This is a genomic window from Massilia psychrophila (assembly GCF_002760665.1).
GTDB lineage: Bacteria > Pseudomonadota > Gammaproteobacteria > Burkholderiales > Burkholderiaceae_D > JAFCUW01.
This window is the reverse complement of record NZ_PDOB01000018.1, coordinates 26,187-40,362: the sequence shown is the minus strand read 5'-3', so window position 1 is coordinate 40,362 and position 14,176 is coordinate 26,187. Positions and strand designations below refer to the sequence as shown.

At 63.3% G+C, this 14,176-nt stretch carries 7 protein-coding genes; 4 read left to right on the top strand and 3 right to left on the bottom strand.

All coding sequences use genetic code 11. From position 1 onward, the window contains the following. Window positions 1-77 precede the first annotated feature (77 nt). Complete coding sequence (locus CR103_RS12640) at window positions 78-2,483, bottom strand: glycoside hydrolase family 31 protein (RefSeq protein ID WP_099916340.1); 2,406 nt, start codon at window positions 2,481-2,483, stop codon at window positions 78-80. Window positions 2,484-2,830: 347 nt separating this feature from the next. On the opposite strand from CR103_RS12640, the gene CR103_RS12635 reads away from it, so the two are divergent. The 4 genes from CR103_RS12635 (at window position 2,831) to CR103_RS12620 (ending at window position 9,575) form a co-directional block, all read left to right on the top strand. Next, the gene (locus CR103_RS12635) at window positions 2,831-4,162 is read left to right on the top strand and encodes an MFS transporter (RefSeq protein ID WP_099916339.1); all 1,332 of its coding nucleotides are present in this window, start codon (window positions 2,831-2,833) and stop codon (window positions 4,160-4,162) included. 84 nt (window positions 4,163-4,246) lie between these two features. Continuing rightward, window positions 4,247-5,878 (top strand): alpha-D-glucose phosphate-specific phosphoglucomutase, encoded by a 1,632-nt coding sequence (locus CR103_RS12630; protein WP_099916338.1) that lies wholly within the window; start codon window positions 4,247-4,249, stop codon window positions 5,876-5,878. Between the two features lie 16 nt (window positions 5,879-5,894). Beyond that, window positions 5,895-7,568, top strand: a complete 1,674-nt coding sequence (locus CR103_RS12625) for an alpha-amylase family glycosyl hydrolase (RefSeq protein WP_099916337.1) — start codon at window positions 5,895-5,897, stop codon at window positions 7,566-7,568. Window positions 7,569-7,718: 150 nt separating this feature from the next. Continuing rightward, a complete protein-coding gene (locus CR103_RS12620) occupies window positions 7,719-9,575 on the top strand; it encodes a glucokinase (RefSeq protein WP_099916336.1) in 1,857 nt (618 codons plus the stop codon). A 46-nt stretch (window positions 9,576-9,621) separates the two neighbouring features. Here the strand turns inward: CR103_RS12620 and CR103_RS12615 are convergent, their stop codons facing one another. Continuing rightward, complete coding sequence (locus CR103_RS12615) at window positions 9,622-12,264, bottom strand: alpha-1,6-glucosidase domain-containing protein (RefSeq protein WP_099916367.1); 2,643 nt, start codon at window positions 12,262-12,264, stop codon at window positions 9,622-9,624. Between the two features lie 117 nt (window positions 12,265-12,381). Then, window positions 12,382-13,920, bottom strand: a complete 1,539-nt coding sequence (locus tag CR103_RS12610) for a POT-type proton-dependent oligopeptide transporter (RefSeq protein ID WP_099916366.1) — start codon at window positions 13,918-13,920, stop codon at window positions 12,382-12,384. Window positions 13,921-14,176: the final 256 nt, after the last annotated feature.

Below are 14,176 nucleotides of genomic sequence, written 5' to 3'. Positions count from 1 at the left end.
GCGAAGTAACCAAAGTATTTCAATAAAAAGGGCGCCGTTTCGGCGCCCTTTTTATTGATGCCGGTTGTTCCCCCGCATCAGCTATCGGACCCGGACAATCGGATGCTTAGTTCGCTCAGCGCGGCGGTGGTGGCGGGAACCTGCACGCTCAACAGTTTGCGCGCAGCATCCCAGGCATAGGCCACAGGCTGGCCATCGAGCATCACAGCGGCAGGCTTGCTGCCGATGTGATGCACTAGGACGGCAAAGCTGCGTGGCGCCGCCTGGTAGGCCTTGCCCGTGTGCCGCGCCAATCCTAGCGACAATTGAGTGCCATCGAGCTTGCTGGTAAAGCTGAGCAGCTCGTACTTTCCCTTTTCAAAGGCGGCCGCCGTCTTGCCATCGTCGTCGTACAGCTTGCCGCTGCCTTTCTTCACCGAACGGTCGTGATAATAGTGCAAGTTGACGTGGGCGGTCGAATAGTCGCGGGTGGTCTGGACCAGCGGCGCCATCGGCATGAAGGCGCCGGCGCGCACGAACACCGGAATATGCTCGGGCACCAGTTTGACCGTGGCGGTTGTGCCGGCCGCGTGGCGCCGGCCGCTGTAGAAGTCGAACCAGGCGCTGCCGGCGGGAAAACGGACCGTCTGGCTGGCCTGTCCCTTCCTGACGATCGGGGTGACGAGCAATTCGTTGCCCCATAAGTAGCTGTCGGAAAAACCGTGCATACGCTGGCTGGCCGGCTCCTGGAACAGCAATGGGCGCATCAGCGGCAAGCCTTGCTGGTTGTTCTCGAACGCGAGCGTGTAGTTATACGGCAGCATCCGATAGCGCAGCTCGATTGCCTCGCGCGCCAGGTCTTTTGCCTTCGCGGCGCGCCATACTGGTTCGGACGCCACCTCTTCCTGGCCGTGCGGCCGGAAAATCGGCTGGAACACGCCGTACTGGAGCCAGCGCGCATACAGTTCGTCGTCGACCAGGCCAGCGGCAAAGCCGCCGAGGTCGGAGTGCATGTAGGCTAGGCCCTGCATGCCCATCTGCAGCGCGATTTCAGGCTGTGAATGCAGACCGCCCCAGCTGCGCTCGACATCGCCCGACCATGGGATCAAGCCGAAACGCTGCGAGCCGGACGAGCCGGCGCGCATCAGGATGAAGGGTCGCTCGTCGGGAAAGTCCTGCTGGTAGCCTTCGGCAATCAGCCTGGCCCATTCATGACCGTAGATGTTGTGCACCTGGTCGGCCGATCCGGCCACATGCATCAGCGCCGATGGATGCACTTCAGGCTCGCCCAAGTCGCCCCACCAGCCCGCAACGCCGAGCTTGCGCAAATCCTTGTAGATGTTCCAGAACCAGGTCTTCGCCTCCGGCTTGAAGACGTCGATCAGCCCGGTATTGCCGAAGTAGAAATCGTAGGTGTAGGGGGCGCCTGCCTTGTCGGTGGCGAGCACCTTGCTGTCGACGGCTTGGCGCCATTTTTTGGACGTCGTCAGGATGAAAGGCTCGGTAATGAGCACCGTCTTGACGCCCTTGTCGTTGAAGTCCGCGATCATCCTGGCAGGATCGGGAAAGGCTTCTTTTTCGAACTCCAGGTTGCCCATGGTTCCCTTCATTTCCTTGCCGAACCAATACAGGTCGAAAATGATGGCGTCGACCGGAATCTTTTCGGCGGCGTACTTGTCGAGCGTGGTCCGGGCTTCGGCCTCGCTGTGGTAGCCGAACCGGCTGGCGAGGTTGCCGAGGGCCCAGCGCGGCGGCAGGGGCTGGCGGCCCGTCAGCCCGGTATAGTTGCCTACCAGCTCATTCCAGCTATCGCCCACCACCACCTGGTAAGTTTTGCGGCCGCCGATGGTGGCGTAACGCAAGACGTTGCGCTTCTTGCTGTCAAAGTCGAGTTCGCCGATTTGGGCGTTGTCGAAATGGATGGCATACATTTTCGACGACATCACCAGCGGGATCGAATAATTCAACTGCGTCGAGCGCTCCTGGTAGCCGTAGTGCGCCTTGTTATAAAGCTTAAAGCTGTTGCCGCGGCGGTTCATGCCAACGGCGCGGGCGCCGGCGCCATACAGCGCTTCGCTTGGATCGAGCACGAAATCGATGGACTCCATGTTGTCGGCGCGCGCATAGCCGCGCTTTTCGGCCGTCAGCGTTGTTCCCTTGTAGACGTATGAAATCTGGAACGGTGCCTTGGTGACTACCACGCCGAGGCCTGGCGTCGCATAGTCGATACGCTGTTCGTCCGTGTGCAGTGTCGTCTTGATCGCGCCCGGCGGCATGACGACAGCATGCGACTTCGGATCGTAGTTTTCGCCACGTGGAATAAACGCCGTCTCGATGATCTGGGCGGAGTACGGCCGGATCAGATAGACGCCGTCGCTGGTAACGATCTCGAGATGATCGGCGTGCGCATTGGCGCGCTCGAACTTGCGATCGGCGTTCTGGGCAAGCACTGCCTGACTCACCAGCAGTCCGATCGACAGCAGAATGATGTTTTGGTTTCTCATTAATATGGTCGTGGTTGGTTGTTAGGCGTGCAGCGTGCTGCCACGCTACGTAGTCTTGCTTCCTGGCTCGATTTTTATATTTCCGGCCCTTGTTTGCATGATGCCGGCAATGACGATTACGGCGAAATTCTCTGTTATTTGACTACAATTAGTAAATATTGGAAATGTATTTTTATGTTTTTTGATATGCGATTGTTTAGTTTGACTTCGCCGTAAGCGCATGTTATTTTGCTACAAAAGTCCGCTGCCAGGCCGGTGCCTGCTACCGGTTCGTTTCAGCTATTGAGCAAAATAAAATTTCGGACCGCCCCCCGGTCCGGACACATAAAAAGATTTCGGAGACACAGATGGACATGCAGACTTCGCTTTTAAAACCGCGCCTGTCGTTCTGGCAGTTGTGGAACATGAGCTTCGGCTTCTTCGGCATCCAGTTCGGCTTCGCGCTGCAAAGCGCCAACGTCAGCCGGATTTTCTCGACCCTCGGCGCCGAGGCCGACAAGCTGCCGCTGTTCTGGCTGGCGGCGCCCGTCACGGGCCTCTTGGTGCAGCCGGTCATCGGCTACCTGAGCGACAATACCTGGCACCCGTACTGGGGCCGCCGCCGGCCGTTCTTTTTTGCCGGTGCCATTTTCGCCGCGATTGCCCTGTTCCTGATGCCCAATTCGTCCGCCCTGTGGATGGCAGTGGCGGTGCTGTGGATACTGGACGCGGCCATCAACATCTCGATGGAGCCGTTTCGCGCCTTTGTCGTCGACAAGCTCGATGCCAGCCAGCAGACATCGGGGTTTGCGATGCAGACCTTCTTCATCGGCTGCGGCGCGGTGATCGCATCGCTGCTGCCGACCATGTTCTCCGACGTTTTCGGCGTCAGCAACGTGCCAACGGGCGGCATGGTGCCCGACACCGTGCGCTACTCGTTCTATGTCGGCGGCGCGGTGTTTTTCCTGTCGGTGATGTACACCTTCATTACCAGCACCGAAGCGCCGCCGCAGAACCTGGAAAAATTCAATGCCGACCGCAAGCACGCCATGCGCTTGGGCGTGGCGCTGCGCGAAATCATCAAAGGTTTCGCGCACATGCCAAAGACCATGGTGCAACTGGCGTTCGTACAGTTCTTCACCTGGATCGCACTGTTCGCGATGTGGATCTACACCGGCACCGCAATCGCCGACAACGTCTACGGCACCACGGACGCCCAGTCGGCCGCCTACCAGAGCGCCGGCAACTGGGTCGGCATCATGTTCGCCGTTTACAACGGCGTCTCCGCGCTGGCCGCCTTCATCCTGCCGGTGTTCGCCCGCGCTACCAGCCGCAAGCTGGTGCACACGACGTGCCTGATCATCGGCGGCGTCAGCCTGGCAAGCATCTTCATGATCCACCAAAAGGAACTGCTGATCATCCCGATGATCGGCGTCGGCATCGCCTGGGCCAGCATCCTGACGATGCCGTATGCGATCCTGGCCGGTTCGCTCCCGGCCGACCGCATGGGCTATTTCATGGGCCTGTTTAATTTTTTCGTCGTGATCCCGCAGATCGCCAGCGGCCTGCTGCTTGGCTGGATGACCACCCACATGTTCGGCGGCCACACCGTCAACACGCTGATTCTGGGCGGAGCGTCGATGGTCCTGGCCGGCATTCTGACCCTGTTCGTGACCGACAAAGCCGCAGCGGCAAAGTGATCTTGCGCCACGCTTTTGCCGGCTGACGTATGGTGTCGAATTGATTATAATTCCTTCCATTCCGACCGCCACCAGGAGCCGCGCATGACCATCCTCACCGTAGCAACGACGCCGTTTGCCGGGCAGCGTCCCGGCACCTCGGGACTGCGCAAGAAGGTAAGCCAGTTCCAGCAGCCGGGATACCTTGAAAACTTTGTTCAGGCGATCTTCGCTACCGTCGGCGACTGTCAAGGGCAGACGCTGGTATTGGGGGGCGATGGCCGCTACTTCAACCGCACGGCGGTGCAGGTAATCTTGCGCATGGCGGCCGCTCACGGGTTTGCCAGGGTGCTGGTCGGGCGCGGCGCCATCCTGTCGACGCCGGCGCTCAGCTGCGTGGTCCGCAAGCGCGCCGCGTTCGGCGGCATCGTGCTCTCGGCCAGCCACAATCCGGGTGGGCCGCAGGGCGACTTCGGCATCAAGTACAACGTCGGCAACGGCGGGCCGGCGCCGGAAAAATTCACCGAAGCGATCTACCTTGCGACCTTGTCGATCGCCGCTTATCGCATCAGCGACGAGCCGGCGCCCGACCTCGACCAACCCGGCGTATCGCACATCGAGCAGATGCAGGTCGAGGTGATCGATCCGGTCGGGGACTATTGCGCGCTGATGGCCGACCTGTTCGATTTCGCCGCCATCAGGGCGCTGTTCGCCAGCGGTTTTACGATGCGCTTCGACGCCATGCACGCGGTCGGCGGCCCGTACGCGCATGCCATCCTCGAGGGCATGCTGGGCGCGCCGGCAGGCACCGTCGTCAATGGCACGCCGCTGGAGGATTTCGGCGGCCACCATCCGGACCCGAATCCCGTCAACGCGGCCGCACTGATCGAATTGATGTTCGCCCCCGGCGCGCCGGACTTCGGCGCCGCCTGCGACGGCGATTGCGACCGCAACATGATCGTCGGGCGCGCCATGGCGGTGACGCCGTCCGACAGCCTGGCCATCATCGCCGCCAACGCGACCGTGGCGCCGGGCTACCGCGCGGGAATCGCCGGCATCGCCCGTTCGATGCCGACGTCGACCGCGCCCGACCGCGTCGCCCGCGCGCTTGGCGTGCCGTGCTTCGAGACGCCGACCGGCTGGAAGTATTTCGGCAACCTGCTCGACGCCGGCATGGTCACCCTGTGCGGCGAAGAGAGCTACGGCACCGGCTCGAACCATATCCGCGAAAAAGACGGCATCTGGGCGGTGCTGTTCTGGCTCAATTTGCTGGCCGCCAGCGGCAAGCCGGTCGACGCCATCGTGCGCGAGCACTGGGCGCGGTTCGGCCGCAATGTCTATTCGCGCCACGATTACGAGGCGGTCGATTCAAGCGCCGCCGAAGGCTTGATGGCGCACCTGCGCGGCCAACTGGACGGCCTGACCGGGCAGCAGCAGCGCGGCTTCACCGTCGCCCTGGCCGACGACTTCGTCTACACCGATCCGGTCGACCAGTCGGTAGCGACGAAGCAGGGCGTGCGCATCGTCATGACCGACGGCTCGCGCATCGTGTTTCGCCTGTCCGGCACCGGCACGGAAGGGGCGACCATCCGCCTGTACCTGGAAAAATACGAAGCAGATCTGGCGCGCCACGACATCGACCCGCAGGTGGTGCTGGCGGGCCTTGCCGCCATTGCGGCCGAGTTGTCGCAATTAAAAGAGCGCACCGGGCGCGAACATCCAACCATCGTCACCTGACTTTTCAAAGGACCGCATGAAATTATCCGCCGTTGCCGTCGCCGTTGCCCTCGCATTTGGCACATTTTCCCCGCATGCCAACGCGGCCGCGGCGCCAGCCGTGGAAAAACACTTCTCGTGGGATAACGCCACCATCTATTTCCTGATGACGGACCGCTTCAACAACGGCAACCCGGCCAACGACCGGGCGTATGGCCGCAAGGACGACGGCGCGCCGCTGCGCGGCTACATGGGCGGCGACCTGGCCGGCATCACGGCGAAAATCAGGGAAGGCTATTTCCGCGACCTCGGCGTCGATGCCATCTGGATCACGCCGCCGGTCGAGCAGATCCACGCCGGTACCGATGAGGGTACCGGCAAGTCGTACGGTTTCCACGGCTACTGGGCGAAGGATTTCACCAGCATCGACGCCAGCCTGGGCACCGAGACAGAATTGCGCGAACTTGTCGACACCGCCCACGCCAACGGCATCCGCGTGCTGCTCGACGTGGTGATGAACCACACCGGCCCGGTGACCGCAGTCGACCCGGCGTGGCCGCAGGAGTGGGTGCGCACGGGGCCCGCCTGCACCTACCAGAACGCCGCCACGACGATCGATTGCACGCTGGTGGCGAACCTGCCCGATTTTCGCACCGGCAGCAACGCTGCCGTAACGCTGCCAAGCGCCTTGGCGGCGAAGTGGAAGGCGGAAGGGCGCCTGCAGCGCGAGGTGAAGGAACTGGACACGTTTTTTAAAAAGACCGGCTATCCGCGCGCGCCGCGCTACTACCTGATGAAGTGGCACGCCGACTGGGTGCGTAAGTACGGCTTCGACGGCTTTCGCGCCGACACCGTCAAGCACACCGAACCGGGCGTATGGAAAGAGCTGAAAAAAGTCGCCAGCGCGGCCTTTGAGGAGTGGAAGCGCGCCAATCCGGCCAAGCGCCTGGGCGACGACAAGTTCTTCATGACGGCCGAGGTGTACAACTATTCGATCGCGCACGGCCACAGCTTCGACATGGGCGGCGGCGACACCGTCGATTTTTATGCCAACGGCTTCGACAGCTTGATCAACTTCGGCATCAAATCGGATGCGCGGGAAGGCTATGAGGCACTGTTTGGCGCCTACTCGAAGGCTTTGCACGGCCCGCTCGCCGGTTACTCGGTGCTCAATTACATGAGTTCGCACGACGACTCGACGCCGTTCGATGCCGCGCGTAGCCGTCCGTTCGAGACCGCCAACAAGCTGCTGCTGGCACCCGGCGCGGCGCAGATCTACTACGGCGACGAAACGGCGCGCCTGCTGCGTTTCGATGGCGCCGAGGGCGACGCCAACCTGCGCAGCTTGATGAACTGGGATGAGCTGGCGAACAACGCGCAGCGCACCGGCTACCGCGTGGCCGAGGTGCGCGCTCACTGGGCCAAGCTTGGAAAATTCCGCCGCGCCCACGTCGCCGTCGGCGCCGGCGTGCACCAGATGATCCAGGCTTCGCCCTATGTATTCCAGCGCACGTTCGAGAAAAACGGTATCAAGGACAAGGTCGTGGTGGCGCTTGGCCTGCCGACCGGTGCGCCGACCGACATCCCGGTGCGCGGCGTGTTCGGCGACGGCCAGACGGTGCGCGACGCCTACTCCGGCACCAGCGCCGTTGTCACCAAAGGCATGGTGCGCTTCCCGCTGCACAATGCCGTCGTGCTGATTTCGTACTAGCCGTGCCGGAGCGGGAATGACGTGGGAAGTATGGGCTAACGACAACGCCAGCGCGTTCGACTGCAGCCTCTTGCTCTTTGATGTATTTCATGCAATCGGGTATGCTATGCGCGAACCGGCGATGTTCGTCGAAGCTGCCTACTCTACGCGATGACCAAAGACTTCGACACCGAACAGAAATACAGCCGCACCGCCTACGCCGACGGCCCGCGCCTGCTGGCCGATATCGGCGCCACGCATGCGCGCTTTGCGCTTGAAACGGCGCCCGGCGTGCTACGCGCGGTGCGCGTGCTCAGGTGCGACGACTTCACCGGCATCGTGCCGCTGCTGCACTCGTACCTAGCGGACCACGCCGGCACCCGCATCAACCACGGCGCTTTCGCGCTGGCCAACCCGATCAGCGGCGACCTGATCCGCATGACCAACCGCGACTGGCAGTTCTCGACCGACGAGGTGCGCCGCGAACTGGGTCTGTCGACGCTGTTGATCGTCAATGACTTCACGGCGCTGGCGATGTCGCTGCCTGGCTTGTCCGGCGCCGACCTGATGCAGGTCGGCGCCGGCGAGGCGCAAGCCAACGCGGTCATCGGGGTGCTGGGGCCCGGTACCGGGCTTGGCGTGTCGGCCGTGATTCCGACCGTCGACGGCTTCGTTACCCTGGGCAGCGAGGGTGGCCACGTCAATTTCGCACCGGCCAACGAGCGCGAGTTCTCGATCCTGCAGTTCGCCTGGAACGAGTGGCCGCACGTTTCCAACGAACGGCTCATCTCCGGGCCGGGCATGGAAATCATCTATCGCGCGCTGGCCCAGCGCAACGGCGTGGCCGTCGCTCCCGGCGGCCGCAGCTCGCCCGACATCATCACCGGCGCGCTCGACGAGCACGATCCGCTGTGCCTCGAAACGCTCGAATGCTTCAGCGGCATGCTGGGCGGCGCTGCGGCCAACCTGGCGGTGACGCTGGGCGCCTTCGGCGGCGTTTTCATCGGCGGCGGCATCGTGCCGCGCATGGCCGAGTGGTTCGCACAATCGCCGTTTCGCGCTCGCTTCGAAGCCAAGGGCCGCTTCACCGATTACCTGGCGCAGATCCCGACCTACGTCATCATGACGCCCAATCCGGCGTTCTACGGCGTGGCGACGATACTCTCCGAACACCTGCGCGGGCGCAGCGGCGCCAACACGCTGATGGAGCGCGTGCAGCACCTGCAGCACGAGCTGTCGCCCGCCGAACAGCGCGTCGCCACGCTGGTGCTCGAGCATCCGCGCAAAGTGCTGGGCGAACCGATTGCCGAAATCGCGCGGCTGGCCGAAGTGAGCCAGCCGACGGTGATCCGCTTTTGCCGCTCGCTCGGTTTCCTTGGCCTGGCCGACTTCAAACTCAAGTTTGCCAGCAGCCTGACCGGCACGATTCCCGTACGCCACAGCCAGGTGCGCATCTCCGACAGCACCCACGAGCTGTCGGCCAAGGTGATCGACAATACCGTCTCGGCGATTTTGAAATTTCGCGACCAGCTCGACGTGGCGTCGATCGACCGCGCCATCGCACTGCTGCGCAAGGCCAACCGCGTCGAGTTTTACGCGATGGGCAATTCGCGCGTGGTGGCGCTGGACGGCCAGCACAAGTTCTTCCGCTTTCGCATACCGACGTCGTCGTACGGCGACTCGCATCTGTTTACGCTGGCGGCCGCCCTGCTGCAGCAGGGCGACGTGGTGATCGCAATTTCCAGTTCGGGCGAGCTACCCGAACTGCTGGCGGCGGTCGATACCGCGCGCGCGGCCGGCGCCGACGTCATTGCGATTACCGGCAGCAAATCGGCGCTGGCGAAAAAGGCCAGCATTTGCCTGGCGGTCGATCACAGCGAGGACAGCACCACCTTCCTGTCGATGATCTCGCGCATCCTGCAGCTGCTGCTGATCGATATCATGTCGGTCGGAATTTCACTCGGCGCGCCGGAGGAGGGCGACACCTCCGCCCAGGGCCGCCTGCTGATCTCGCACCTCGACTTGTAGCGCGGCGCTTCAACGGCAACAACAACGGCGCCGGCGCCAGCCAGCTCTACTCGACGAACACCACCGCCGTGCGCGCGGGAATGCTGAAGGTCCCGCTGGCGCTGTCGTAAGTGGCCGCCTTGACGCGCGGGTCGGCCCGCTGCGCCGGATGCAGCCGGTAGCGCCTGGATTTTTCGGCGGCGATGACGACGCTGTGCGCGGCCTTGTCGACGTTGATGAAGTAACTGACGTACTTGTACCTGGCGCCGGCATAGCCCTGGCCGTCGAGGCGGGCGGCGATCACGGTCGGCTGCTGGCTGGGACCGGTGTTGTAAAAGCGCAGGCGCTGGCGAACGTCGGCCGCACTGCGCATGCGAAACAGGGTCGAACTGGCGCGAATTGCCAGCAGGTCGCGAAACACGTCGCGCGCAAAGCCGATGTCCGCGGGCGCGGGTTTCAGCGCGGCGTTCGCCAGCAAGGGCAAGATCTGCGCGTAGTCCTTGCCGTTGTCACCAAACGGCGGCGCGCCCGTACCGAAGTAATTGTCCTGGTAGCTCCAGTCGATCCGGTTGAACCAGTCGCCCGCATTGAAGCTGTTGCGATCGAGCGACTTGGAACGCAGCGTGTCGATGCCGGCGTGGAAGTAGGCCACTCCCTGGCTAAAGGCGTTGATCGCCGCGCCGAGCATCTGCACGCGCGCGCGCTCGGCACCGGTGGTGGCGACCGGCAGCTTGAACACGTTGATGTCGAACAGCGTCTGGTTGTCGTGGTTCTCGACATAGTTGACCGCTTCGCCCGGCTCGCTGGCGTAGCCGGCCGGCTGGCCGCCGTAATCGATGTCCGCCAGCGCGCGCGTGGCGCCGTCGCCCGTGACCATCTGGTAGCGGCGCAGCGAGCCGGCCAGGCCGACCTTGACCATGTCGGCCGCGCGCACCAGGTCCGCAAGCGGACGCTTGGCCGTCAGCGCATTCGGGTCGTACACCAGGCCGTTGATGTAGCCCTGCTGGCTGATCAATTTTTCGCCCGCGTCGCCGGCTGCGCCGCCGCGCATGGCGTCGCGCGCGCGGTCGCTGAAGGTGCCGATGCCGCTGCCGTTCAGCGACAACTGCGACGCCTGCACGAAGCGCTTGCCGTCGGCCACCTCGCCGAAGTTCCAGCCTTCGCCGATCAGCTGCACGTGGCGGCCGCTGGCGGCGTCGACCCGGCGCTGCAGCTGCTCCATCACCGGGCGCGGCTGGTGCCCCATCAGGTCGAAGCGGAACGAGTCGATGCGGTACTGCGTCGCCCACAGCACGGCCGAATCGATCATCAGCTTGCCCATCATGAGGTTTTCGGTGGCGGTATTGGCGCAGCAGGTCGAACGCTCGACGGCGCCGGCCGCGTCCAGCCGGTGGTAATAGCCCGGCACGATCCGGTCGAGCACCGACTTTTCGTCCTGGCCGGCGGCGAAGGTGTGGTTGTAGACGACGTCCATGCCGACCCGCAGGCCGAGGCGGTGCAAATTTTTCACCATCTCGCGCAGTTCGACGATGCGGCGCGCGCCGTCGAGGGGATCGCTGGCGTAGCTGCCTTCCGGCGCATTGAAGTGATACGGGTCGTAGCCCCAGTTGAAGCAGTCGGTGTCAGCGGTTTGTTTCACCAGCGCCTGCTGGGACTCGCCGTCGGCAGCGCCGCCTGGTGCCGGCATCGCACAGCCTTTTTCCGGCACGCTGGCGATGTCGTACACCGGCAGCAGGTGGATGTCGGTCAGGCCAGCGCGGCGCAAGGCGGCCAGGTGCTTCATGCCGTTCGAGCCGGCTTCGCCGAAGGCGGCGTACTTGCCGCGCCGCGCCGCGCTGACGGTAGGGTCGTTGATCGAAAAATCGCGCACGTGCAGCTCGTAGACCACCATGTCGGTCTGCGCCCTGACGGTGTTTGGCGCCGGTATGCGGTCCCAGCCGGCCGGCTTGAGGGCCGCGGCCGACAGGTCGGCGATGTAGCTGCGTTTGGAATCGGTGGTCAGGCTGACCGAATACGGGTCGGTGACAAGGTTGCGCACGACGCCGGCGCCGTCGATGACGACATCGACCAGGTAAGTGTAGTACTTGCCGCTGAGGTCAACGGGCGTCGACGCACTCCAGATGCCCGAGCGCGCGTCCTGCTTCATCGGCGCGATGGCTGCCGCACCAGATTTACCGTTCCCGCTGCCGCCGGCGTAGGTGCACACCGCCACCTGTTGCGCGGTCGGTGCCCACAGCTTGAAGGCGGTGCCGGCTTTGCCGACGGTCACGCCCAGATCGGGCGCATCGACAGCGGCGGCGAACAGGTCGTCGAGCGCGCCGGCCGCTTGCAGCCGGGTCGCCGCCCGCACTTTGCCGCTCTGGTCTTCCTGCACCAGCACCAGTTGCTGGCGGTGCAGCGCGGGCAGGTGAGCCAGGTCGCCGTCTCTGAGCGTCACCACGACGCCAGAGCCGAGATACCTGAAACGGGGGGGATTTGGGTCGGCCGCGACGTCGAGCGTCAGCGCGCCGGCGGCGCCGGTGACGGCAGCGCCAATCCGGGTATTAATCGCGCCGTCGGCGGAGTAATACAGCCTGAAGACGCCCGTGCCATCGGCCCCCGGCCACTTGGCGTGGCGCCGGTCAAGCCATAGCGCGCGCGCGTCGAGGTGTTCGGCGGAAGCGCGCAGCACGCTTTGGTGCGAGGCGCTGTCGCAGGCGGAAAGAGGCATGGCCGAAGCGTAGGCTGAAGCGCAGGTGATTGACAGCGCGCCAACGGCCGCAATGACAGCGCCGGCCCGGCGCGCGTGGCTACTCAATGTAACTCTCCAATAGTGTGATGTTCCAGCTCAAACGCGGTAGTTGTTGGTCATCCGGTAGCGCGTGGCATACCAGCCGAAAACGACGGCGGCGGCAAACGCAAACGCGGCGAAGAAATACATCTGGAAGGCGATCACGCCCATGCCGCTGTGGCTGATGTATCCCAGCACCGCGTCGTGCTTGACGCTGGAGTTGACGATCAGGACCCACAGGCTGCCGACCGTTATCGCCAGGCTCCAGAAAGCCATGATGATGCCTTTCATCGATGGCGGCGCCTGGCTGTAGGCGAATTCGAGGCCGGTGGCCGACACCAGCACTTCGCCCATCGTGAGGATCGCGTACGGCAGGATCTGCCACGCCATCGAGGTCGGCGTGCCGGCGTCCATCGAGCTCTGGATGACGCCGATGACGACCCAGGCCAGCGCGGTGAATGCGATGCCGGTGGTCATGCGGCGCAGCGCCGTCACCTCGATGCCCATGCGGGCGATCAGGGGGAACAGCACCATGTTATTGAAGGGGATCAGGATCATTACCATCAGCGGGTTCAGGGCCTGCATCTGGGCTGGCAGGAAGGTGAACTGGTTGCCGAACAAGGACATGGTATGGGTCATCGAGTTGGCCTGCACGATCCAGGTCGACGCCTTTTGGTCGAACAGGGACCAGAACGGCGTTACCAGCGCAAACACGATCAGGATGCGCAGCACCGCGCGCACGGCGTCGACGGCGGCGTCGGGATGGATCCCGCGCGCGCGTTCGAGCTGCATCGAGGTGCCGATGCCGCCGAACGCGAGCAGCAGCACCAGCGCGCCGCAGGCGCTGATGACAAAGCCCCACTGGAACGACATTGCCAGCGACAGCACGGCCCCCAGGGCACCGAAGATGGCAACGCCCAGGCCAAGGCGCCACCGGCCGGGACGGCGCGCCAGCAGCGCGCTGCGCGCCACGCGCATGAAGGAATCCGGGTCAGGCGGCGCCGGCGGCACGTGGACGTACTTGCGCTTGCCCATCCAGAAAACGATGGTGGCGATGAACATCAGGATGCCGGGAATGCCGAAGGCGACCGACGGCCCGTAGCTTTTCAGGAAAAGCGGCATCAGCAGCGACGCAAAGAAAGAGCCGAAGTTGATGATCCAGTAGAAGGCATCGAACACCAGCTTGGCCTTGTGCTTGTTGGTCTGGTCAAACTGGTCGCCGACGAAGGACGCCACCAGCGGCTTGATGCCGCCCGATCCCAGTGCGATCAGGAACAGGCCGAAATAGAAACCCTTGAGGTTGTCCTCGAAAGCGGCCAGACAGGCGTGGCCGGCGCAGTAGACCAGGCTTAACCAGAACACGGTATTGTATTTGCCAAAGAAACGGTCGGCGATCCAGCCGCCCAGCAGCGGGAAGAAGTAGACGCCGATGACGAAGGTGTGGAACACGTGCTTGGCTTCGCTGGCGCGGTCGGCCACCGGCAGGAACAGCAGCAATGTGCTGATCAGGAAGGGCGTCAGGATGTTGCGCATGCCGTAGAAGCTGAAACGCTCGCAGCCTTCGTTGGCGATGATGTACTTCACTTGCGCCGGCATGCTCCCGGTTCCCGCCTTGCTTGCGGCCTGCGAATCCAGCATAGCTGTCTGCGACATATGCACTCTTTCGTTTTTAACTAGACGCGATCCTAAGCTGAAGCTGCAATACTGGCAACAGGAAAATGCGTTGCGAAAGAAAATTTGGCAAATTAATGTAGTTTAACTACTGTCTGCGTGCTATATGTCGCGCTCCATAATACGAAAAATAGTCGTAACTAATTGACGTATATAGGAATTAGTTGTGAAGCGCGCTTTC

Coding starts and splice junctions, on each gene's coding strand:
- CR103_RS12610 (WP_099916366.1), bottom strand. CDS start 13,920: ATGCCGGCGCAAGTGAAGTACATCATCGCCAACGAAGGCTGCGAGCGT.
- CR103_RS12620 (WP_099916336.1), top strand. CDS start 7,719: ATGACCAAAGACTTCGACACCGAACAGAAATACAGCCGCACCGCCTAC.
- CR103_RS12640 (WP_099916340.1), bottom strand. CDS start 2,483: ATGAGAAACCAAAACATCATTCTGCTGTCGATCGGACTGCTGGTGAGT.
- CR103_RS12635 (WP_099916339.1), top strand. CDS start 2,831: ATGGACATGCAGACTTCGCTTTTAAAACCGCGCCTGTCGTTCTGGCAG.
- CR103_RS12615 (WP_099916367.1), bottom strand. CDS start 12,264: ATGCCTCTTTCCGCCTGCGACAGCGCCTCGCACCAAAGCGTGCTGCGC.
- CR103_RS12630 (WP_099916338.1), top strand. CDS start 4,247: ATGACCATCCTCACCGTAGCAACGACGCCGTTTGCCGGGCAGCGTCCC.
- CR103_RS12625 (WP_099916337.1), top strand. CDS start 5,895: ATGAAATTATCCGCCGTTGCCGTCGCCGTTGCCCTCGCATTTGGCACA.